Below are 21834 nucleotides of genomic sequence, written 5' to 3'. Positions count from 1 at the left end.
CATGTTCAAATTCATCATCGAACTCTCGGTTAAATTCCGATGGTTCGTGGTCCTCGCCACGGCGCTTGTCGCGGCCTACGGACTGCTCGAACTGACACGGCTTCCCATCGACGCCGTGCCGGACATCACCAATCGCCAGGTCCAGGTGACCACGGTCGCTCCGGCGCTTGCGCCCGAACAGATCGAACGGCAGGTCACCTATCCCATTGAAACCGCCATGGCCGGCATTCCCGGCCTGACGACGACCCGATCCCTGAGCCGAAACGGCTTCAGCCAGGTCACCGTTATCTTCACTGACCAGACGGACATCTACTTTGCCCGTCAGCAGGTCGCTGAACGCCTTGCCGGCGCGCGGGAGGCCATGCCCGAAGGGGTAGAGCCGACCATGGCCCCGATCACGACGGGCCTCGGTGAAGTGCTGATGTGGACGATCGACTACAAGCCGTTCAGCAGTCAGAACCTCGCCAAGCCTGGTGAGACGGGCTGGCAGGCGGGCGGAGCCTATCTGACGCCCGAAGGCGATCTGCTTTCGACCCCGCAGCAGCGCGCCACCTATCTTCGCACCGTGCAGGACTGGATCGTCGCGCCGCAAATGCGGACCGCCCCCGGTCTCGCCGGCGTCGACACCGTCGGCGGCTATGTGAAGGAGTACGCGGTCCGTCCCGACGTCGCGCGTCTCTCCGCCTACGGCCTGGGAATGGGTGACCTGATCCAGGCTCTCGACCGCGCCAACACCCAGGCTGGCGCGGGCTACATCCAGCGCGCCGGCGAAGCTTTGACGGTTCGCACAGACGCCCTGGCCTCCACCGTGGAGGACTTGGCTCAGGCGCCGGTCGTCAACCGGAATGGCCTGATCGTGCGGGTCGCCGATGTCGCCACTGTCGAGATCGGCCAGGCTCCGCGCCTGGGCGGCGCCAGCCGTGACGGCCACGAGGCCGTGCTCGGAACGGCGCTGATGATCGCTGGCGGCAACAGCCGCACGGTGGCCCAGGCGGCCGGGGAGCGCCTTGAGGAAGTTCGCAAGACCCTGCCCGCAGGCATCGAGGCGGTGACTGTTCTGGACCGTAGCGCCCTGGTCAACTCGACCATCTCGACCGTGGCGCGTAACCTCACCGAGGGCGCCCTGCTAGTCATCGTCGTGCTGTTCCTGCTGCTCGGCAACATTCGTGCGGCCAGCATCACAGCGCTGATGATCCCCATCAGCTTCCTCTTCGCCGTCATTGGCATGAACCGGTTCGGCATCAGTGGAAACCTGATGAGCCTGGGCGCTCTGGACTTCGGCCTTCTGGTCGACGGGGCCGTCATCGTTGTTGAAAGCACCTTGTTGATGCTGTCGCAGCGGCGGATCGATCTGGGACGGGCTCTGACCCGTCGGGAACGCCTTGATGTCGCGGTTGCCGCAGCCCGCAAGATGGTCAAACCGGCCGCCTTCGGTCAGCTGATTATCCTGCTGGTCTTCACGCCCCTGCTGATGCTTGAGGGGGTGGAGGGCAAGACCTTCGTCCCCATGGGGGCGACGGTGATGCTGGCCTTGGTCGGGGCCTTCATCTTCTCCTTCACCTTCGTTCCGGCCATGACGGCCCTGCTGGTGCGGGAACCCAAGAAGGTCGAGACCGACGAACACGGCCACGCCCACGAACATGAGACCTTCCTGCTCCGCCACGCGCGGCGTTGGATCCAGCCGGCCATCCGCGCCGCCGTCGATCGTCCTAAGATCGTCCTGATCTCGGCGCTCGGCGCGGTCGTTGTCGGTGGTCTGGCCTTCTCGTCCCTGGGACGGGAGTTCATCCCCACTCTGGACGAGGGCGACATCGCCATGCAGGCGTTGCGTGTTCCCTCGGCGTCGCTGGAACAGTCCCTCGCCATGCAGATGGCGTTGGAACGGGTCATCACCGCCCAGCCGGAAGTCGAGACCATGTTCTCCAGGACCGGCACCGCCGAGGCGGCCGTCGATCCGATGCCGCCCAACATTTCGGACAGCGTCATCGTTCTGAAAGACCGTAAGGACTGGCCTGATTCCGGTCTCAAGAAGGAAGCCCTGCTCGAGCGGTTCGAAGAGCTTGCCAATCAGCAGATCGGCAATAATTTCGAGTTCAGCCAGCCCATCGAACTCCGCTTCAACGAGCTCATCTCCGGGGTTCGGACCGACCTCGCGGTGATGGTCTACGGCGATGATTTCGACACCATGCAGCGGGTCGCCGATGAGGTGGCCGGCGCGCTGCGGCAAACCACTGGCTCCGCTGACGTGCGCGTCGAACAGGCGTCGGGCCTGCCGACTCTGACGGTCAGCGTCGATCGGTTCGCGGCGGCCAGCTACGGCCTGTCGGCAGCCGACGTCTCCGAAGCGGTCTCGGCCGCAATCGGTGGCGCGGAGGCAGGCCGGATTTTCGAGGGCGATCGCCGCTTCGACGTGGTTGTTCGTCTTCCGGACGGTGCACGGAACGATCCGGCGGCGCTCGCGGCCCTGCCCATCGTCTCCTCGACGGGCGTGACCGTGCCTCTGTCCTCTGTGGCGCGCATCCAGAGCGCCGAGGGGCCGAACCAGATCAGCCGCAACGACGGTAGTCGCAGGATGGTGGTTCAGGCCAATGTCCGCGGCCGTGATCTGGGCGGCTTCGTCACTGACGCTCAAGCGAAGGTCGACCAGATCCAGCTCCCGCCGGGCGTCCGCCTGACCTGGGGCGGTCAGTTCGAGAACCTCAAGCGGGCCGAACAGCGGCTGGGCCTCGTCATTCCGATCGTCTTCGTCCTGATCGGGGTGTTGCTGTTCATGGCCCTGGGGTCGTTTGCGGAGGCCGGACTTGTCTTCGCCTGCGTACCCCTTGCCCTAATCGGCGGCGCCCTGGCGCTGCTCTTGCGGGGGATGCCGTTCTCGGTGTCTGCGGCCGTCGGGTTCATTGCCGTCTCGGGCGTGGCGACCCTGAACGGGCTTGTCCTGATGCAGGCCATACGCGAGCGGTTGCAGGCTGGTCTCGCGCCTCGGGATGCGGCGATCGAAGGCGCATCCAGCCGGCTGCGGGCGGTGTTGACGACGGCCTTCGTCGCCATCGTCGGCTTCATCCCGATGGCGATCGCCCATGGGGCGGGAGCCGAGGTTCAAAAGCCTCTGGCGACCGTCGTCATCGGCGGCCTTCTTACTGCGACTGCCTTGACCCTGCTGGTTCTGCCGACCTTCGCGGCCAAGGCGGTGCGTCACCGCAAGGACGAGGGGGTCGAGGATTGATTGCTCGCAATCAGGACGACCGTCAGCAGGGGCGCACCCTGCTGACGGTTCTCGCGCTCAACGCGGGCCTGGCGGTCGCGCTCGGAGTCGGCGGATGGTCTGCCGACTCCAGCGCCCTGCTGGCCAACGCCGTCGACAACGCCTCGGACGCCGCCGTCTATCTGATCAGCTTCCTCGCGATTGGCCGGGCCGGCTCGTGGAAGCGGGGCGCAGCGCGCTTCTCGGGCGTCATGCTCCTCATCTTCGGCGCCGGCGTCCTTCTGGACGCCGGCCGCCGATTCCTCGTCGGAACAGAACCGATCGGGCCGACCATGATGGGGCTCGCGATCGTCGCGGCGATCATCAACCTCATCTGCCTGCAGTTGATCCGCCGCCAGCATAGCGGCGACGTCAACATGAAGGCCGCCGAGACTTTCAGCTTCAACGATTTCGCCTCCAACGGGGGCATCCTTATCGCAGGAGGACTGGTGCTTTGGCTCGGCCAGGCGTGGCCGGATCTCGTAGTCGGGGTGCTCGTAGCCGCTATCGCACTCAAGGGTGGCATCGACATTCTGCGCGACGCGGCGCGTGATGGTCCGGGTGAGGAGAAGGCGCAATGATGCGGCGTCGTTCCTCCGATGATCTCTCCGGCGTCTCGAAAGCCGTCAACACCGATCAGTCCGGCCCGCCGTCCCTTGAAGCCACCGGCGGATCATCGATCGACATTCAATCCGTCCAACGGTGGCGCAAGGCGGGCATTGTCGTCGGCGGGCTGGTTCTCGTTGTCTGCGCGGCGCTCTTCACATCCTGGCCCGTGCTCGAGCATCCGGTCGAGCATCTGGGTCTGATCGCCATCATGGTCTGCATCATCGGCCGGGCTTGGTGTTCCCTCTACATAGGCGGTCGGAAGAAGCAGGAAATCGTCTCCGCAGGACCATATTCAGTCAGCCGCAATCCGCTCTACGTTTTCAGCTTCATCGGCGCGTTTGGCATCGGCGCCCAATCCGGCAGCCTCAGCGTCGGCCTGATTTTCGCTCTTGCCTGTTGGGCGGTGTTCCGGATCGTGGTCGGTCGCGAGGAACGCTACCTCTCCGACACGTTCGGAAACGACTACCAAGCTTACCGCGAGCGCACCCCCCGGTTCCTGCCCAAGCCCTCCCTCTGGCGGGACGAGGCGGAAGTCCTGATCCGGCCTGTCTTCTTCGTCCGTACGGTGCGCGACGGCTTCGTCTTCCTCCTCGCGCTTCCGCTTTTCGAGGCGCTCGAACAACTTCAGCGGCTCAGCGGCTTCAACGCCGTCTTGCCCCTGCCTTGAGGTTGGGAGGAGCGGGATGACGACCTGCAAGCGGACGACGCCAGAGCCAAGCAGCAGTATGCGCCGCCGCCACCCAGGTCGTGATCCCGCCCTCTCGATCGCGTCGGTCGCCGAGAGCGGCCGCCATAGCCGACCCGCAAGGGCCGCCCCCCAGCCGGAACTATGTTCATGACCACCAGCACAACACGACCGGACCATGCCGAAAGCGAGTCCGACGACCACCGTCACGGCGGCCTTCTCGGTTCCAATACCGAGCTGATTTTCGCCCTCGCCAGCGGCCTCGCCCTGGGCTTTGGATTCGCCCTGGAAAAGCTTGCGACAGGCCTTCCGGGCTGGATCCCCATCGCCCTCTTCGTCGTCGCCTACATCTTCGGGGGCTTCTTCACGGTGCGAGAGGCTTTCGAGAACCTTCGACAAAAGCGCTTCGAGATCGACACCCTGATGCTCGTTGCTGCCGCAGGCGCGGCGGCGCTCGGGGCCTGGGCCGAAGGCGCCCTCCTGCTGTTCCTGTTCAGCATCGGCCACGCGCTCGAACACTACGCCATGGGCCGCGCCAAACGCGCGATCGAGGCCCTGGCCGAGCTTGCCCCCCGGACAGCCCATGTGCGACGCGACGGGCAGGTCGTCGAATTGCCTGTCGAAGATTTGGTCGTCGGCGATACCGTAGTGGTGCGTCCAAACGAACGACTGCCCGCTGATGGCTTTGTCGTGGTCGGCACCACAAGCATCAACCAAGCCCCCGTGACCGGCGAAAGCATGCCTGTCGACAAGCAGCCCGTCGCGGACCCCGAGGCGGCGCGGGCGAGACCGGCCCAGGTCGGATCGCCGTCTCTCGTCTTCGCGGGCACCATCAATGGCTCAGGCGCCATCGAGATTGAGACGACCCGCACATCGAGCGACACCACCCTGGCCAAGGTGGTTCGGATGGTGAGTGAGGCCGAGACGCAGAAGTCGCCGACCCAGCGCTTCACGGACAGGTTCGAACGCATCTTCGTGCCTGTGGTGCTGGCGCTCGCCTTTGTCCTGCTGTTCGCCTGGGTCGTCGTCGATGAGCCGTTCCGCGACAGCTTCTATCGCGCCATGGCCGTGCTGGTCGCCGCGAGTCCTTGCGCGCTCGCCATCGCCACCCCGAGCGCCGTCCTCTCGGGCGTCGCCCGTGCGGCGCGCGCCGGTGTCCTGATCAAGGGCGGCGCGCCGTTGGAGAACCTCGGCTCGCTCAACGCCATCGCCTTCGACAAGACCGGCACCCTGACCGAGGGACGGCCGCGGATCACCGACGTCATGACGGTGCGCGGGACGAAGGAGGGCGATCTTCTGGCGGTCGCTGTGGCGGTCGAACGGCTCAGCGACCACCCGTTGGCGGAGGCCATCGCGCGCGACGGCGCCGAACGCTTGCGCGATACGATCATCCCGGCCGCGACTGACCTGAAGAGCCTGACGGGCAGGGGTGTGACCGCCCTGCTGGCTGGCGAGACGATCTGGATAGGGAAGCCGGAGATGTTCGGCGTCGACGGCGTCGCGCCGCTCGGCGACGAAACAACCTCTGTCGTCGCTCAGTTGCGACTGCAGGGGCGAACCCTGATGGTGGTGCGACGCGGCACGCGCGATCTCGGTGTCATTGGGCTTCTTGACACCCCTCGCGCGGCGGCGCGACCGACCCTGACAGCTCTTCGAGCCCTAGGCATCGGGCGGATGATCATGATCTCGGGCGATCATCAGAAAGCCGCCCAGGCGATCGCCGGACAAGTCGGTCTGACAGAAGCCTGGGGCGACCTCATGCCCGAGGACAAGGTCGACGCCATCAAACGCCTCCGCGCGGACGGCAAGATCGCCATGGTCGGCGACGGGGTGAACGACGCCCCCGCCATGGCCACGGCGACCGTCGGAATTGCGATGGGTGCGGCCGGCTCCGATGTTGCGCTCGAAACCGCTGACGTCGCCCTGATGTCGGACGACCTGTCGCAACTGCCGTTCACCGTCGGTCTCAGCCGACAAACGCGGCGCATCATTCGCCAGAATCTCTACGTCAGCCTCGGAATCGTCGCCTTCCTTGTGCCGGCGACGATCCTCGGCCTTGGCATAGGTCCGGCCGTGGCGCTCCACGAGGGATCGACCCTCCTGGTGGTATTCAACGCCTTGCGCCTGCTCGGCTACCGCGACCGGGCCGCGCCCATTCTTCTAACCGCAATCCCGGCAGGCCCCGTCGTCTCGCCGGGTCTCCCGAGGACATCGTCATGAAGCGTTTCGGATGGACCTCCATCGTCGCCGTCTTTCTTGCCCTGTCGGCTTTCGCTTTCGGCATGATCTCGCGGCAAACCCGCGAAGTGCCTGCGCCGCCGCCGGTGGAGGCCCGCCCGATCGACACCGAGGCAAGCCACGCTGGCGCGCCCGAAGACAGCGCGTCGACCCGCGCCTATCGCGAGGCCAGCGCGCAGATGCACCAGGCCATGAGCATCAACTACACGGGCGACGCCGACATCGACTTCCTGCGCGGAATGATCGCTCAACACGAAGGTGCGCTCGCGATGGCCAAGATCGCCGTCGAGCATGGCGAAGCCCGCGACGTGCGCAATCTGGCCGATGAGATCATCGGGGCCCAGGAATCCGAAATTGTCCGGATGAGAATCCTTCTTGCGCGCCATGAGGACACGCGCGCACCCAACGCAAGGCCCTGACTCGTGGCCGGCAAACGCTTCACCGTACGCGGCCGGAGCATCCGTTGGCGGGAAGGCCGCTATCGCCAACGAGGGAGGCGGCGGCTCCAGACACGCCCGCTGAAGCCACGGCCCGTGCTCGATACGCTCGTCGCCATCGGGGTCAGCCTGTTCGCAGGAGGCCTGGTCTTCTGCATGGCCCTTCTGCTGCTGGGCGCACACAAGGTGCCGCTGCATTTTGGGTACGGGGCCATTCTGGGCGGCGTGATCGGCTGCTCGTTTGTGTTTGGACCCCGCGATAGGCCAGGACTGATGGTCGTCGGAGGCTTGGTCGTCGTTTGGGTTTTGGGAACGGCCGTTCTCTACGCTTCGCGAGACCAGATCGTCCTGCGTCCACATGAGCACCGCAGCGCCGCCGCCGGGTCTGCGCCACGGAAGGCTGACTGAATGCCCGAAGCCGCGCTGACCGAGCCGTCGCCTCGCCCCATCCGGATCGCGCGCGGCGGCTGGCTGGACGCGCTGCGTTTTATCGTAGGGGCGCTGATCATCCTCTACCATTTCCGCGAGGCCGCGCCTGTGCCTCTCGGACAACTGCATCCAGTCTTCGAGCGCGGCTATCTGCTCACCGACTTCTTCATCATCGACTCCGGCTATGTCCTGGCCCGCATCTACGGTGATCGCCTCGCGTCCGGACAGGCCTCGCTGCGCGCCTATGCGCGCCAGCGCCTGCTGCGGGTCATTCCGGCCCACCTGGCGGTCAGCCTCGTTCTGGTGCTGCTCGTCGGCGGCGCCGCCCTGGCCGGGATCGCGCCCAGCAATCCGCGCTGGTTCGACTGGTCGCAACTGCCCGCGCAGGTGCTACTGGTCCAGGCCTATGGCGTGCCGGGCGGGCAGGGGTGGAACGCCCCGACCTGGACCCTCTCGGCCCTGATCGGCTGCTATCTCCTGCTGCCCTGGATCTGCCGCGCCCTGTGGCGCTGGCCGCCGGTCGCAGTGGTGATCGGCGCGACGCTCCTCGTCGTCGCCGCCGATATCGCCGCCTCGCTGTGGCTCGGCGATCCGATCTACCGCCTGCCGATGCGCTACGGCATCCTGCGCGCCCTGCCGCTCTTCCTGCTCGGGGTCGCGGCGGCCTTCTACGGTTCGCGGGTCTGTGTCGCGCCACACCGGGCCAGGGCGATCGGCCTCGCCGCCGCCTTCGCGCTCGTGGGGCTGCAGGCCTTCGGCGCCTTCAGCCTGCTGTCGCTGGGCCTGATGACCGTGATCATCTGGGCCGCCGGCGCCGTGCCGGTGCGCAGTCCTTCACGGCTGATCGAGCATCTGGCCCTAATGTCGTTCTCGATGTTCCTCACCAATGAGGTGAGCCGCATCGTCTGGTTCGGCCTGCTCGACGCCCTTGGACAGGAGGCGTGGTCGTCCGACGTTCGCTGGGTCCTGTGGGCCATCGGCTTGGTCGGGGCGTTCGTGGCCGCCGCCGTGTTTCGCTACGGCTTCGACCGACCGGTCCAGACCTGGCTTAGTCCGTCCCGACGGGGGGGGGCGACCCGAATGTCGGCCGCCGCCACCAAACAGGCCATGGAATGGGCCGCGGGCCCCGGCGTCGCCGCGCCCGGGCGCCCGGGGCAGGCCGCCATCGACCCGCCCCGGGCTTGATCAGGGGCGCGGCTCAGTGCTTGTGGGCCCGGACCCCGCGGCCACCTCCGGCCCTGTCTGGGGGGCCAGATCCCGGGCCGCGCCGGGGCGCTGCGGGCGGCAGGCCGGACACAGACCCTGGCCTTCGAGCGTGATCCGTTCGATCTCGTAGCCCGCCGCTGTCGCGGCCGCGCCCAGCGACGCCATGCCGGACGAAGGGATCTGGCGACAGAAGCCGCAACAGTCGCACAGAAGAAAAACCGCAGGCGAACCGAGGCGTTCGGGATCGCAGGCCACATAGGCCTTAAGGCTGGAAAGACGATGAACCAGACCGCGGGTCTCGAGGAACTGCAGCGCCCGATAGACGGTCGCCGGCGTCGCGACGCGGGCCTCCCGGTGATACGTCGCCACGAGATCATAGGCCTTGGCCGGAGCGCCCGCGACGAGCAGGAGCTCCAGCACCCTGCGCCGGGGGCGCGTCAGCTTGTCCCCGGTGGCGGCGACGCTGGCGGCGGCAGCGTCCAGGGCGCGTTCCACCTGTGCGGCCGTTGGCGGCGCGGTCTCACGGTCGTGCGGACAAGGCGAGGTCATCGAGGGGCTGGGCCCGCCTCCAGGGTTCGTCGGACGGCGCTCTCCACTCCAAGGGAACGGCGGGCTCATTTTTTAGCTTGCACCTACAGTCGCTGGAGGAGGTAGCCTTGCCCTATAGAGATCACAAGGAACAGACATGACGGCGCAACCCCTCGAAAGCCGATACCGGGTCACCGGGATGGATTGCGCCAGCTGCGGCCGCAAGATCGACACGGCGATCCGCAGGCTGCCGGGCGTCGAGGACGTCTCGGTGGCGGTGCAGACCGGCGTGCTCAAGATCCGGCATGGCGGAGACCTCGCCGACGAGGCGGTCCTGCAGCAACTGCGCAACCTCGGCTACAGCGGAGAAGCGGCCGCGCCGACGTCCGGAGCCGTCGCTGCGGCGGCGGGCCCACCTCCGGCGGCCGCCCGGGCCGGGGGCGCCCCGTGGTGGTGGACCGGCAAGGCCCGCCTCACCGCGCTCTGCGGCCTGGCGCTGTTGTCCGCCTATGGACTGGGCACGCTGTTCCCCTCCCTCGAACGATACGCCTTCCTCGCCGCCCTGGCCGTGGGGCTGATTCCGATCGCGTCGCGCGCCTTTTCGGCGGCGCGCCACGGCACGCCCTTCTCCATCGAAATGCTGATGACCATCGCCGCCGTCGGCGCCGTCTTCATCGGGGCCGCGGAAGAGGCCGCCGCCGTCGTCCTGTTGTTCCTGGTCGGCGAGATGCTCGAAGGGGTGGCGGCCGGACGCGCGCGCAAGAGCATCCAGGGGCTCGCCGCCCTCGTGCCCAAGACCGCCTTCGTCGAGGCGGACGGGGTGACCACGGAGGTCGCCGCCGAGACCGTGGCGGTGGGCGCGATCATCCTGGTCCGGCCCGGAGACCGCGTTCCGGCGGACGGCGAGATCATCGAGGGCGCGGGAGACCTCGACGAGGCCCCGGTGACGGGCGAGAGCGTGCCCAGGCGCAAGGTCGTGGGCGATCCTGTGTTCGCCGGCACGATTAACGGCGGCAGCGTCCTGCGGGTGCGCGTGACGGCCTCGGCCTCGGACAACACCATCGCCCGGGTGGTGCGTCTCGTCGAGGAGGCGCAGGAATCGAAATCGCCGACCGAACGGTTCATCGACCGCTTCTCGAAAATCTACACGCCGGGCGTGCTCGTGTTCGCCGCCCTCGTCGCGGTCACGCCGCCGCTGCTGTTCGGCGGGACGTGGAGCGAATGGGTCTACAAGGGCCTCGCCGTGCTGCTGATCGGCTGCCCCTGCGCCCTCGTCATCTCCACCCCGGCCGCCATCGCCGCCGGCCTGTCCGCGGGCGCCCGGCGCGGCCTGCTCATGAAGGGCGGGGCCGTGCTGGAGACGCTCGGCAAGATCACGGCGATTGCCTTCGACAAGACGGGGACCCTGACCGCCGGCAAGCCCGTCGTTACGGACGTCGTCGCCGGAACGCGGGACGCCTCCACCCTGCTGACGCTGGCGGCCGCGCTGGAAACGGGATCGAGCCATCCGCTCGCCCTCGCCATCCTCGCCCGAGCTGAGGCGGACAAGATCACGGCGCCGCCGGCCTCGGCCACCCAGGCCATTCCGGGGGAGGGCGTGGAAGGCGAGGTCGGCGGCGAACGCATATTCCTCGGCTCGCCGCTGGCCGCGGCCCGACGCGCCCCGATCACGCCGGCCCAGGACGCGGCCATCGCCGCCCTGAACGCCGAGGGCAAGACGGTTTCCGTCCTTGTCGTCGGGGATGGCGTCGCCGGCTTCCTCGCCATGCGCGACGAGGCGCGGCCCGACGCGGTCCAGGGGCTGGCTGACCTCAAGGGGCGGGGCATCCGCACCGTCATGCTGACGGGCGACAACCGCCGCACGGCGGAGGCGGTCGCAGCCGCGCTGGGCATCGAGCCCCGGGCCGAGCTGCTGCCGCAGGACAAGCTGGTGATCGTCAAGGCGCTTCAGGCCGAGGGTCTGGTGGTCGCCAAGGTTGGGGACGGCATCAACGACGCCCCGGCCCTGGCCCAGGCGGATGTCGGAATCGCCATGGGCGGCGGCACCGACGTGGCCCTGGAGACGGCGGACGCCGCCGTCCTGCACGGCCGGGTCAGGGACATTCCCGACATGATCGCCTTGTCCCGCGGAGTGATGGGCAATATCCGGCAGAACATCACCATCGCCTTAGGCTTGAAGGCGGTGTTCCTGGTCACCACCGTGATCGGGGTGACGGGCCTGTGGCCCGCCATCCTCGCTGACACCGGAGCCACGGTCCTGGTCACCGCCAACGCCATGCGCCTGCTGCGCTGGACGCCGCGTCGTCAACCGTCGTGACTGCCGGCGGTGCGCCTTCTCAGGCCCCGTTGTGGCGACCGAACACGCGGGTCGAACCGTCGTTGAGGATCAGGACGGTCGCATAGGGTTCGCGCCCGGCGGCCTCCATGCCCGGCGAGCCCGCCGGCATGCCGGGCGCGCTTAGTGCGCGGGCGGCGGGGCGTTCGCCGAGCAGCCGCTCGACATCGCTCGACGGAACATGGCCCTCGATGGCGTAGGCGCCGACCACCGCTGTGTGGCACGAGGCGAGGCGGTCCGGAATGCCATGCCGGGCCCGGATCGGGGCGAGATCCTCGCGCTCGACGACCTCGACGATCCAGCCCGCCTGGCGCATGTGGGCGATCCAGCCGCCGCAGCAGCCGCACCATGGCGTCTTGTAGGCGATCATCCGTTTCGGGGGCGCGGCGAGGGCCGGGCCGGCCACGGCGACCAGGGGCAGGCCGAACACGAGGGTCCGGCGGGACAAGCGCGGGCGAGTTTGAACCAAAGTGAGCGCTCCTTGGGAGTCCAAATCCCACCATGGCGGGCGCGGGCCGGTTTGGCGACGGGCGCAGTTGTCGCGCCCTGACCTGACGTCGCCCAGGCGTTGAGCGCCGGCTAAGTCCGCCCATATCGCAGCGGAACCTCTGGTAGAAGGCCCGCACCCGCCCGGGCAGGACACAGCCCCCTGCTCGGCCGGCCCGGCCAAGCGAATCCGTTCGCCTGAGGCGCCCGGGGTCTCGCAACCATGCCTTCGCTGACGTATCGCGACCGTACGAGGCCGGTCACGCAAGCGCTGATCCCCGTGGAATGGTCATGGGCGACGGGATTGAGGAGCCGGCGGAAGCCGGAGGCGAAGCGTCCGCTGCGGCGAACCGTGGCGTCGAGAGCTAGCCCGCCGACGCTTGCGGGGCCCCGAAGGCGCCAAAAACTGCATGTGAGCGGCAACGGCCTCCGCCCGGCCGTATAAGGCGCAACACGGCGCGCGCGACCAACAGGCTGACTTTTCGCGCGGGCCCGCTCGCGAAGACGAGCCTTCGGCCCTCGAGGGCAGCGAGGACGAGGCCGGCCCGGCGCGCCCGGGCCGACGCATTACGTCCCTGGCTCAAGACCAGCGCCTCTCTGTTCCGGAGCCCGCCGACCCCACAATCTCGGTTGCGCCGCCGATTGTAGATGAACTCGCGGGCAAGTGCGGAGATCCAAATCGCAAGCGGTTCAGTGATCCGTGGTCGAATGCATGTGAGCTTGAGGTCGCCGGCCGGCCCCTGATGTCCGGTCCACCGCATTTCCACATGATCTCGGCTCGGCGAAGTACGGGTTTGACGAGGTCGGGAGGCGTCGCCGTTCGGAACATCGTCCCGGCGCCGGGGTTGGATCCCGATCACCCGAGGGAGCCTCCGATGCAAATCCAACCAATGATCAGCACCCACCCCGACGTACGCGGCAGCGTGAACGACAGCCTCATTCGCGCGATCGAAGCGGGCTACGGCTGCGCCGCCGTATGCCGCATCTGCGCTGACGCCTGCCTGGCCGAGGAGATGGTCAGGGACCTGACCCAGTGCATCCGGCTCGATCTCGACTGCGCCGATGTCTGTCTGGCTACGGCCGGGCTCGCCGTGCGGCGCGCCGGCAGCAACGAGGCCTTGATCAAGCGCATGCTCGAGACCTGCGCCGAGGCTTGCGCCGACTGCGCCATCGAGTGCGAGAAGCACGCCGAGATGCACGAGCATTGCCGTATCTGCGCCGAAGAATGCCGGCGTTGCGAAGATGCTTGCCGCGAGGCGGCCGCGTCGATCAGGCCTTCACGGCACTGAGGCTGACCGCTGTCATCGGCACAGGGTCGTATCTTCGACGCTAGCTCGAGCCCAGCTCATCAATCACCGGGCACCTAACCCGTCCGCCTTCACTGCAGTCGGCCACAGCCTGCCTCAGCACTTTCCGTAGCCTCTGCAGATCCTCGATCTTGGCGTCCACGCTGGCGATGTGGTCTTGGGCCATGTCGCGGACTTCGCAGCACGCCTGAACGCCCGGCTCGCTCAGCGCGATCAGGCGCCGAATGGCGTCGATGCCGAAGCCCAGTTCGCGCGACCGGCGGATGAAGCGCAGACGCTGGGCGTGTTCCGGCTCATAGCTGCGGTGGCCGCCCTCGGTCCGGGCCGGCGCGGGCATCAGCCCGATACGTTCGTAGTAGCGCACCGTTTCCAGGTTCACCCCGGCGCTGTCAGCGAGGCGCCCGATCGTCAAACTTCGTGCGGACATGGCTCTTGATCCCGTAGCGGCTACGGGTTGTAGCCTGTAGCAGAAATCGAACGGGAGGTCCCATGGCCATCGATTACGACCGGCCCCGCATGCCCGAGGTCGCCGTCAGCGCCTCGGCCGCCCTCGGCGGTGTCGCCTCGGTGTTCGCCTGGGCCGCGTGCTGTGTGTTGCCTCTGGCTCTGTCCGTGGCGGGCGTATCCTTCGCCGGCGCCGCGGTCATCGCGGGTGCGCGGAACTGGCTGACGCTTCTGGCCGCCGTCATCCTGGCCGCGGGCTGGCTGCTGCATTGGCGTCGCCTGCGGATGTGTCGGAAAGACGGGGCCTGCCGCCACCCTTCGCGGCTCGCCTTCTGGCTGCTGGTGATCGCCAGTCTGCTGATCGTCCTGTCCATGGCCTGGCAGCCGTACATCGAGCCGTGGGCCATGACGCGACTGGCGGCCATGCGATGACCCGGGCCATCGTTCTAGACTCGACGCTGACCTGCCCGGATTGCGGTCATGTCGCGACGGAGACCATGCCCACCGACGCCTGCATCTGGTTTTACGATTGTCTCGGCTGCGGCGTGAAGCTGAAGCCCCTACCCGGCGACTGCTGCGTGTTCTGCTCCTATGCCGACGTGCCGTGTCCGCCGATCCAGGTAGATGGCAAGGGGTGTTGCAGCTAGGCTACGGCGGCATTGCTGCATTCCCGGAGTTCGCCGTGACCGACCACGCCACGCCCAACCTACCGTCGCGGGATTTCGAAGTTACGTCCCAGTTCTACACTCGACTGGGCTTCGAACAGGACTGGCGCGACAAAGGCTGGATGATCCTGAAAAGGGGCGGTTTGACGCTGGAGTTCTTCCCGCATCCGGACGTGGATCCGCTGACCAGCAACTTCAGCTGCTGCCTGCGGCTGGACGACCTGGACGGGTTTTACGCAGAGTGCGTCGTTTCAGGATTGCCGAAAACCTGCTGGGGCCACCCTCGCCTGCACGCGCCGAAGCTTGAGGAGTCGGGACTGCGGATCGGCGCGCTCATCGACCCGGACGGAAACTTGATCCGCCTTATCCAGAACTGAGGCGTCCGGCGGCTCCCCCACGGGAAACCGCCGGAAACCATCGATGCGACGATCAGTTGTGGTCGGCGTGGCCCTGAGGCGCGGGCGTATCCGACGGCGCCGGGGCGGGCGGCGTCGTCTCGGGCGGGGCGGGCTCGGTCTTCATCTCGTCGCAGCAGCTCATGGCGGCGTCCGCGGCCATGTCCTTGCAGCACTCGCAACCTTCGGCGGCGAGGGCCGCGCCGGCGCTCAGGGTTAGGATCGCGCCGGCGGCGGCCAGCAGGTTGGAAACTTTCATCGTCGTTCTCCTAGTGAACCATAAAGCTGACCGAGCCGGACATCTTGTGGCCGTCCGGGCCCTCGGCGGTCCAGGCGGCAGTGTAGGTTCCTGGGGCCAGACGCGGAAGAGCCACGCCGACGGTCGCGGCGGCGGGCGCTGCGGGGACACTCACTTCGACCGGGGCCTGACCTTCGGCGGTGAGCGTGACCGTCTTGAGGACCATCGTATGCGGGAAGGTGACGCTGAAGCGTTCCGGCGAGCCCTGGGTCATCGCCCCGTTCGCGGGAGCCGTCGTGACTCCCGACTGGGTCGCGGCGGCCTGCGCCGGCATGCTGTGGCCGGCGTGCGGATCCTGGGCGGAGGCGGCGCCGGCGAAAGCCAGGGCCGCCGTGAGGGTGAGAATGCGGATCAAGGGGTGGTCTCCTTCGGTTAGAACCAGGCCTTGAGGCCGACGATGAACCGGATGTCCTCGGCCTCGCCGCCGCGGGCTTCGATGTAGCCGGCTGTGTCTCCGAGCGCGCGGCTCCACTCGACGCCGACATAGGGGGCGAACTCCTTGCGGAACTCGTAGCGCAGTCGCAGGCCCGCCTCGACCGAGGACACGCCCGAGCCAATCTCCAGTTCCGGAATGTCGCTGGCCGAAGCGTCGATTTCGAGGCGGGGCTGAAGGATCAGGCGCTGGGTGATGCGCAGGTCGTATTCGGCCTCGACGCGGGCGGTCAGGTCGCCGTCGGTCGACAGGAAGGCGGCGGCGTCGACTTCCCACCAATGGGGCGCCAGGCCCTGCAGGCCGAGGACCAGATGCGTCGTATCTTCGCCGTCGGGCCGGAAGTCCTGTCGCACGCCGGCCTGGAGGTCCCAGAAGGGCGTCACGGCGCGGCTGTAGAGAGCCTGGACTTCGGCGTCCTCGAGCGCGCCGTTGAAATCGCCTTCGCCCTCGGATTTCCACCAGAAGCGGTTGATGTCGCCGCCCGTCCAGCCCTGGACGTCCCAGAGGTAGGTCTCGCCGCCGTCGCCGAAGCCGGCTTCGAGGCGATCGAGAATGACGGCCGTGGTGCGGACGTCGCCGTTTTCGTGAATCAGGGTCCGGCGAGAGGCGGCCATGGCCTCGGCGCCGAAGACGAGATCGGCAGCGTGGACAGGGCCGGCCAGGGCGGCGGGCGGGAGCGGGTCCTCCGGAGGACGGCCGGGGTTGTCGGCGCTGGTCGCCACATTGGGCGGCCCCATGCTCATGGTCGACATGTCATGCCCGGCGTGAGGGTCGGTCTGCGCGGGTGACATGGCCGACATGTCGTGGCCCGCGTGTGGATCAGCCTGGCCGGGCGTCGCCGCCGGCATCTGGTGTCCCGCCTGCGGGTCTACGGGCGCGGGCTGCGCCGGCATCCGGTGGCCTGCATGCGGATCCGCGGCGGGCGGCGTCTGCGCGGGCGGCATGACGTGACCGGCGTGCGGATCCTGCGCCGGTCGGGCCGGCGCCGCGGTCGCCGGCATAGTGTGGCCCGTGTGAGTGTCCTGGGCCTGGGCGCTGAAGGCGCTGACGGCGAGCACCAGCGGGGCGAGGGCGACGGCGAGGCGGCTCATGACGCGGCTCCGTCCATGGGCCGCACCGTCACAACATTGAACATGCCGGCGTGCATGTGCATCAGCATGTGGCAGTGGAAGGCCCAGTCGCCGGGCGCGTCGGCGGTCAGATCGAAGGTCACCTTGCCGCCGGGCGCGACGTTGACCGTATGCTTGAGGGGCTGGTGACCGGTGGGTCCGCCGGTCACCAGTTCAAAGAAATGACCATGCAGATGGATCGGGTGGGCCATCATGGTGTCGTTGACCAGGGTCACCCGCACCCGCTCGTTGCGCTCGAAGCGGATCGGTTCGACCAGTTCGCTGAACTTTCGGCCGTCGAAGCCCCACATGAACCGCTCCATGTTGCCTGTCAGGTGGATCTCCATCGTCCGAGACGGGGGGCGCGGGTCCTTGTTCGGCTGGAGCGACACCAGGTCGGTGTAGACGAGGACGCGATGATCGACTGTAGTGAGACCGATCGGACGCTCACCCAGACGGTTGGCGGGATCCATGGCGATCGCATCGACGCCGACGCCCACCGCCATGTCGGGCGGAGCGTTCTCGGGATCGCGCATGTTCATGCCCGACATGGACATCCCGGCCATCTCGCCGGCCGCGGGCGCGTTCTGGGCCGGAGCCGCGTGGTCCATGCCGGCCATCGCGCCATGATCCATACCGGACATGTCGGCCATCGCGCCGTGATCCATTCCGCCCATGCCCATGTCGCGCATGGTGAGGTTCGGGACCTCTCGCAGGGGAGGGACCTCGGCGGTCATGCCCAGGCGCGGCGCCAGGGTCGCCCGGCCCATGCCGGACCGGTCGATGGCTTCGGAGACGATGGTGTAGGCGCGGTCCTCGGTCGGCTGGACGATGACGTCGTAGGTCTCGGCGACCGAAATCTGGAACTCGTCCGTCTCGACCGGGCGCACGTTCTCGCCGTCGGCCTGCACCACGGTCATCGGCAAGCCCGGGATGCGAACGTTGAAGATGGACATGGCCGACGCGTTGATGATGCGCAGCCGCACCCGCTCGCCGGGCCGGAACAGGCCGGTCCAGTTCTCCTGCGGTCCATGGCCGTTGATCAGATAGGTGTAGGTCGACCCGCTGACGTCGAGGATGTCGCGCGGGTCCATCCGCATCTGGCCCCACATGCGCCGTTCCTCCAGGCTCATGCGGTCGCTGCCGTCCATGAGCCCCGCCAGCGTGGTGCGCTGCTGGTTGAAGTAACCCGGGCTCTTCTTCAGCTTGGCCAGGATTTCGTGCGGATGCATGAAACTCCAGTCCGACAGGACCAGCACATGCTCGCGGTCGTAGGCGACCGGATCGGCGCCCGCCGGGTCGATCACGATTGGGCCGTAGTGACCCATCGCCTCCTGTAGGCCAGAGTGACTGTGATACCAGAAGGTGCCCGACTGCTTGATCGGGAACTCGTAGACGAAGGTCTCACGGGCCTTGATGCCGGGGAAGCTGATGCCAGGAACACCATCCATCTGGAACGGGACGAGCAGGCCGTGCCAGTGGATTGAGGTGTCCTCGTCCAGCGTATTGGTCACCGCTAGCCGGACGTTCTGGCCTTCTCTAAGGCGTAGCAGCGGCGCCGGCAGAACGCCGTTGATGGTCACCGCATGGCCGGTGCGGCCGCCCACGGTGAAGGGCGTGTGTCCGACGGTCAGGTCGATGTTCGGTCCCGTCAGCGTCGGAAGATCCGCCCGCAGTCCCGCCGATCCGGTTTGCGCCCAGGCGGGGAGCAGACCCTGCAGGCCCAGCAGCCCGCCGCCGGCGGCTGCGCCACGGAGAAGCGTTCGGCGATCGAGGCGGGGCGTGGACATAGGCGAGAAATTCCTTGGTCGGGCTATTCAGCCGTTCGTTCAGATACGCGGCCGGGCGGCGTATCCCTCGCGTCAGGATGCCGCAGACGTCGGGATTGCAGCTTGTGCATCTTCCCATCAGGGCAAGGTCAAGCGTTTCCGCCGGAAGCTTGGGCCAAAGCCGCCGTCAAGGTCTTGCGGGCGCGGGCGACGCGGGTCTCGACCGCCTTGGGCGTAATACCGAGGATCGAGGCGATCTCGGCGTGAGACCGTCCCTCGAGCGTGGCGAGCAGAAGCGGCCCCTTCAGGGCGTCGGGAAGGTCCCGCAAGGCGCGTTGCAGAGCTTCGGCCCTGCGCTGATCGTCCAGCCGTGTCTCGGGTGACGGCGCATCGTCGCCCACCGCCGCCGCCTCGGGCGCCTCCAGGCCCATGACGCCGCGCACAACCCGGCGGACCGCGCGCCGCCGGCCCCAGTCTCGACATTTGTTGAGGGCGATGGAGCGAAGCCAGACGTCGAACGGCCGCGCCGGATCATACCGCCGCAGGGCGAGCCAGGCGGACGCATAGCTTTCCTGAAGCACGTCATGCGCTTCGGACTCGTCGCCGACATAGCGGCGCACGAACCGGTAGAGATCGGCCTTTGTGGCGGCCATCAAGGCGGTGAAGGCGGCCCGGTCTCCGGTCGCCGCACGGGCCTCGATGCTCTGCTCAGCACACACGCGCGCCGCTTAGCCGGCGTCGTCGTGCAGGGCCTCGACGACCGCGGCGTCGAACACCTCGGCCTGCGCCGGGGTCAGGACGGATCGCATCTCGAACACATGGGTGATTGTCGCCTTCTGCAGATCGCCCATGGCGGCGTGGAAATGATCGACCGCGGCCTGGACCTGGGGCGTGTCGCCGTCACTGGCGGCGATGGCGGCCGCCAGTTCGCGATTGGCCGCGCGCACTTCCGCTTCGAGCGCCGGCCGCAGAGCGGCGAACCGGGCTTCGACCACGTCGAGCCGTCGATCCTGCTCAGGGCTCAGGTCGAGTTTCTCATGGACGACGCTGTGCAGGCTTGGCGGCTGCCGCTCCCGCATGACCCAGGTCGCGCTCGCCCAGGTCGCCGCGCCGCTGGCCAGCGCGGCCAGGATGGCCGTGATAACGATCGACTTCCAGGCGGCCCTCATCCCCGAACGTCCAGGCCGGAGAGAGGCGACAAGCCCGCCGAGACCGTGAAAATCCGCATCTCGGACGGCTCCGGCCGTGGAGCCACGAGCATCAGCCCTCCGTTCGCGACGCCAATCACCAGAGCGAGCGCAACGGCGGCGACCCGAACCTGACCCATGCGGGCACGCTCCCTGCGTTCGCCGATCCGCACCCAGACCGCGTCTTCCATGCCGACCAGCCGGCCGGCGTCGCCCGGCCCGACCGCTGCGATCAACTCATTCATGTCGTCAGTCATTGCGCACCTGCGTCACGCCCCACTTGCCATACGCGCCGGCCTTCCGGTCCCCTCACGAGGGGACGAGCCGTCGCCCGCGTAGATACCAGAGACGACCGGGACGCGCCCTGTCGTCCGGGGAAAAGACGTGAGCGACAGAGCAGGGCCCAGGCGGGTTCCATTCCCCGACGTGCTCGATCCGCTCACGGGCGTGAGGTTCTTTCTCGCCCTCGGCGTCGTGCTGTTCCACTTCCAGCTCTACTGGACCCTCCCGGCGGAGAGCGCGGGCTTGTTGAACCGCGCGCGCCTGGGCGTGGATGTCTTCTTCATCCTGTCGGGCTTCATCCTGACCCACGTCTACCTGCAGGGAGACCGGGCCCCGAACTACGGTCGATTCCTGGCGGCGCGCCTGGCCCGGATCTATCCGGCTCACCTGTTCATCCTCCTGGCCATGCTTGGGCTGGTGCTGATCGCGCCGGTGTTCGGCGTCGGGCTGGAGCCTGGCCGGTTTAATCCCGTCGACTTCGCGGGCACCCTTCTGCTCGTACAGGCGTGGTTCCCGCGCGAGAGCATGGCGCTCTGGAACGGACCGGCCTGGTCGCTGTCGGCGGAGTGGTTCGCCTATCTGGCCTTCCCCGCCTATGCCGCCCTCGCGCTCCGGCTGCGGGCCAGGCCGTGGGTCCTGATTGCACTCGCCATGCTGTTTTTCGTCGCTTTGGACGCCTTCTACCGCGCCTGGTTCGGCCGGATGCTGCCTCGCGCCGAGGACAGCCTCGGGATCCTGCGCATCATTCCCGAATTCCTCTACGGCATTGGCCTCTACTATCTCGGTCAGCGCTGGACGCCTTCGCCGCGAATGTCCCTCATGGGCGCCCTGGTCGCCACGACCCTGCTGCTGACGCTCATGCAGATCGGCGCCGACGACCGGGTCATCGTGGCGGCGGCCGGTCCCTTCATCCTGTCGCTCGCCCTGTTGGCCAAGGCTCCGGTCCGGACCTTCCTGTCTCACCCCGTCCTTCTGTTCGCCGGCGAAGCGTCGTTCGCCCTCTATCTCGTCCACATCCCCATCCTGATGGTGTGGCGCAATGCGGCGCAGGCGTTCTCCGGCTGGGGTGCGGACTATCGAATGGGCCTGGTCGAACTGGCCGCCATGCTTGTGTTGACGCTCGCCGCCGCGGCCGCCATCCATGTCTTCGTCGAGCAGCCTGGCCGACGGTGGTTGCGGGCGCGGCTGGCGCCGCAGCGCGCCGACCCTGTCGAGGCGCAGCGATCCGTCCACAGCGATCAGGGAGAACCCTTTTGAATCCCGCCAATCTGAACCGTCGTCTACTCATGGGCGCGGCCGTCTTCATCGGCATGGGCGGGTCCGCCTGCGCCCAGACCCGTCCGTCCAGAAACCTCACGGTCTTCAAGACGCCCACCTGCGCCTGCTGCGACGCCTGGATCGCGCACATGCGCCAGGCGGGCTTCACCACCACCATCACCGTCCTTCCAAGCCTTCAATCGGTCCGGAGCAGCCGGGGCATGCCGGACGCGCTCGCCTCCTGTCATACCGGTCTGATCGATGGCTATCTGGTCGAGGGTCATGTGCCGGCCCCGGACGTCATTCGACTGCTGACCGAGAGACCGGCGGCGGTGGGCGTCGCGGTCCCGGGCATGCCGCTCGGTTCGCCCGGCATGGAGACGCCGCAGGGGCGCAAGGAGCCCTACGACACCCTGCTGGTGCTTCGCTCGGGCGCGACCCGCGTGTTCGCCCGCCACAACCCGCCGGCCTGACGCAGATCGCGCTCAGCCCGT

24 protein-coding genes are annotated in these 21834 nt (G+C 67.9%); 14 read left to right on the top strand and 10 right to left on the bottom strand.

The window, feature by feature from the left end:
* The first annotated feature begins 1 nt into the window (after position 1).
* The 7 genes from ACP7BH_RS05870 (at position 2) to ACP7BH_RS05840 (ending at position 8824) form a co-directional block, all read left to right on the top strand.
* Positions 2-3223 (top strand): efflux RND transporter permease subunit, encoded by a 3222-nt coding sequence (locus tag ACP7BH_RS05870; RefSeq protein WP_134581253.1) that lies wholly within the window; start codon positions 2-4, stop codon positions 3221-3223.
* A complete protein-coding gene (locus tag ACP7BH_RS05865; protein ID WP_134581252.1) occupies positions 3220-3822 on the top strand; it encodes a cation transporter in 603 nt (200 codons plus the stop codon). Before ACP7BH_RS05870 ends, ACP7BH_RS05865 begins: the two co-directional genes overlap by 4 nt.
* Complete coding sequence (locus ACP7BH_RS05860; protein ID WP_244093366.1) at positions 3819-4517, top strand: methyltransferase family protein; 699 nt, start codon at positions 3819-3821, stop codon at positions 4515-4517. Before ACP7BH_RS05865 ends, ACP7BH_RS05860 begins: the two co-directional genes overlap by 4 nt.
* Before the next feature lie 168 nt (positions 4518-4685).
* The gene (locus ACP7BH_RS05855; protein WP_425982969.1) at positions 4686-6755 is read left to right on the top strand and encodes a heavy metal translocating P-type ATPase; all 2070 of its coding nucleotides are present in this window, start codon (positions 4686-4688) and stop codon (positions 6753-6755) included.
* Positions 6752-7192 carry a DUF305 domain-containing protein gene (locus tag ACP7BH_RS05850; protein ID WP_425982971.1) on the top strand — a complete coding sequence of 147 codons (441 nt, stop codon included), beginning with the start codon at positions 6752-6754 and terminating at the stop codon, positions 7190-7192. Before ACP7BH_RS05855 ends, ACP7BH_RS05850 begins: the two co-directional genes overlap by 4 nt.
* Before the next feature lie 114 nt (positions 7193-7306).
* Entirely contained in the window at positions 7307-7618 is a 312-nt protein-coding gene (locus ACP7BH_RS05845) for a hypothetical protein (protein ID WP_422675200.1), read from the top strand.
* Complete coding sequence (locus tag ACP7BH_RS05840; RefSeq protein ID WP_425982973.1) at positions 7619-8824, top strand: acyltransferase family protein; 1206 nt, start codon at positions 7619-7621, stop codon at positions 8822-8824.
* Here ACP7BH_RS05840 and ACP7BH_RS05835 read toward each other — a convergent pair whose 3' ends face one another.
* Positions 8825-9340: a Fur family transcriptional regulator gene (locus ACP7BH_RS05835; protein WP_425982975.1), complete on the bottom strand. Its 516-nt coding sequence runs from the start codon at positions 9338-9340 to the stop codon at positions 8825-8827.
* Positions 9341-9530: 190 nt separating this feature from the next.
* Here ACP7BH_RS05835 and ACP7BH_RS05830 point away from each other — a divergent pair, with 190 nt between their 5' ends.
* On the top strand, positions 9531-11690 hold the full coding sequence (locus tag ACP7BH_RS05830; protein ID WP_425982977.1) for a heavy metal translocating P-type ATPase: 2160 nt from the start codon (positions 9531-9533) through the stop codon (positions 11688-11690).
* Between the two features lie 19 nt (positions 11691-11709).
* Here ACP7BH_RS05830 and ACP7BH_RS05825 read toward each other — a convergent pair whose 3' ends face one another.
* Entirely contained in the window at positions 11710-12138 is a 429-nt protein-coding gene (locus ACP7BH_RS05825) for a DUF411 domain-containing protein (protein WP_425984787.1), read from the bottom strand.
* 946 nt (positions 12139-13084) lie between these two features.
* Here ACP7BH_RS05825 and ACP7BH_RS05820 point away from each other — a divergent pair.
* A complete protein-coding gene (locus tag ACP7BH_RS05820; protein ID WP_008261099.1) occupies positions 13085-13483 on the top strand; it encodes a four-helix bundle copper-binding protein in 399 nt (132 codons plus the stop codon).
* Positions 13484-13523: 40 nt separating this feature from the next.
* Here the strand turns inward: ACP7BH_RS05820 and ACP7BH_RS05815 are convergent, their stop codons facing one another.
* Positions 13524-13928, bottom strand: a complete 405-nt coding sequence (locus ACP7BH_RS05815) for a MerR family transcriptional regulator (protein ID WP_040349355.1) — start codon at positions 13926-13928, stop codon at positions 13524-13526.
* A gap of 62 nt (positions 13929-13990) precedes the next feature.
* Between ACP7BH_RS05815 and ACP7BH_RS05810 the strand changes: the two genes are divergently transcribed.
* From ACP7BH_RS05810 to ACP7BH_RS05800, 3 genes are read left to right on the top strand one after another with little or no spacing between them, the layout of a single operon-like run.
* A complete protein-coding gene (locus ACP7BH_RS05810) occupies positions 13991-14377 on the top strand; it encodes an MFS transporter permease (protein WP_008264030.1) in 387 nt (128 codons plus the stop codon).
* The gene (locus ACP7BH_RS05805; protein ID WP_083793340.1) at positions 14374-14592 is read left to right on the top strand and encodes a GDCCVxC domain-containing (seleno)protein; all 219 of its coding nucleotides are present in this window, start codon (positions 14374-14376) and stop codon (positions 14590-14592) included. The genes ACP7BH_RS05810 and ACP7BH_RS05805 overlap by 4 nt, the downstream gene beginning before the upstream one ends.
* 35 nt (positions 14593-14627) lie before the next feature.
* Entirely contained in the window at positions 14628-14987 is a 360-nt protein-coding gene (locus ACP7BH_RS05800; RefSeq protein ID WP_040349972.1) for a bleomycin resistance protein, read from the top strand.
* A 52-nt stretch (positions 14988-15039) separates the two neighbouring features.
* Here the strand turns inward: ACP7BH_RS05800 and ACP7BH_RS05795 are convergent, their stop codons facing one another.
* From ACP7BH_RS05795 to ACP7BH_RS05765, 7 genes are all read right to left on the bottom strand, one after another.
* Positions 15040-15264, bottom strand: coding sequence for an ammonium transporter family protein (locus tag ACP7BH_RS05795; protein ID WP_425982979.1), 225 nt, complete (start codon positions 15262-15264; stop codon positions 15040-15042).
* Positions 15265-15274: 10 nt separating this feature from the next.
* Positions 15275-15658 (bottom strand): copper resistance CopC family protein, encoded by a 384-nt coding sequence (locus ACP7BH_RS05790; protein WP_008261639.1) that lies wholly within the window; start codon positions 15656-15658, stop codon positions 15275-15277.
* A 17-nt stretch (positions 15659-15675) separates the two neighbouring features.
* Entirely contained in the window at positions 15676-16827 is a 1152-nt protein-coding gene (locus ACP7BH_RS05785) for a copper resistance protein B (RefSeq protein WP_040349356.1), read from the bottom strand.
* Complete coding sequence (locus tag ACP7BH_RS05780; RefSeq protein ID WP_008264371.1) at positions 16824-18635, bottom strand: copper resistance system multicopper oxidase; 1812 nt, start codon at positions 18633-18635, stop codon at positions 16824-16826. The genes ACP7BH_RS05785 and ACP7BH_RS05780 overlap by 4 nt, the downstream gene beginning before the upstream one ends.
* A gap of 128 nt (positions 18636-18763) precedes the next feature.
* Positions 18764-19333, bottom strand: a complete 570-nt coding sequence (locus ACP7BH_RS05775; RefSeq protein WP_008260971.1) for an RNA polymerase sigma factor — start codon at positions 19331-19333, stop codon at positions 18764-18766.
* A gap of 9 nt (positions 19334-19342) precedes the next feature.
* Positions 19343-19783: a Spy/CpxP family protein refolding chaperone gene (locus ACP7BH_RS05770; RefSeq protein ID WP_425982981.1), complete on the bottom strand. Its 441-nt coding sequence runs from the start codon at positions 19781-19783 to the stop codon at positions 19343-19345.
* Positions 19780-20058: a hypothetical protein gene (locus tag ACP7BH_RS05765; RefSeq protein WP_426043333.1), complete on the bottom strand. Its 279-nt coding sequence runs from the start codon at positions 20056-20058 to the stop codon at positions 19780-19782. Before ACP7BH_RS05765 ends, ACP7BH_RS05770 begins: the two co-directional genes overlap by 4 nt.
* 190 nt (positions 20059-20248) lie before the next feature.
* Here ACP7BH_RS05765 and ACP7BH_RS05760 point away from each other — a divergent pair, with 190 nt between their 5' ends.
* Together ACP7BH_RS05760 and ACP7BH_RS05755 are read left to right on the top strand one after the other, a co-directional pair.
* Positions 20249-21340: an acyltransferase family protein gene (locus ACP7BH_RS05760; protein WP_240893533.1), complete on the top strand. Its 1092-nt coding sequence runs from the start codon at positions 20249-20251 to the stop codon at positions 21338-21340.
* Positions 21337-21813 carry a DUF411 domain-containing protein gene (locus ACP7BH_RS05755; RefSeq protein ID WP_084375403.1) on the top strand — a complete coding sequence of 159 codons (477 nt, stop codon included), beginning with the start codon at positions 21337-21339 and terminating at the stop codon, positions 21811-21813. Before ACP7BH_RS05760 ends, ACP7BH_RS05755 begins: the two co-directional genes overlap by 4 nt.
* Positions 21814-21834: the final 21 nt, after the last annotated feature.

The sequence above is a fragment of the Brevundimonas sp. TWP2-1 genome (assembly GCF_049897645.1).
In the GTDB taxonomy this organism is placed as follows: domain Bacteria; phylum Pseudomonadota; class Alphaproteobacteria; order Caulobacterales; family Caulobacteraceae; genus Brevundimonas.
Note: the sequence above shows the minus strand (reverse complement) of the source record. Positions and strands in the feature narration are given on the sequence as shown.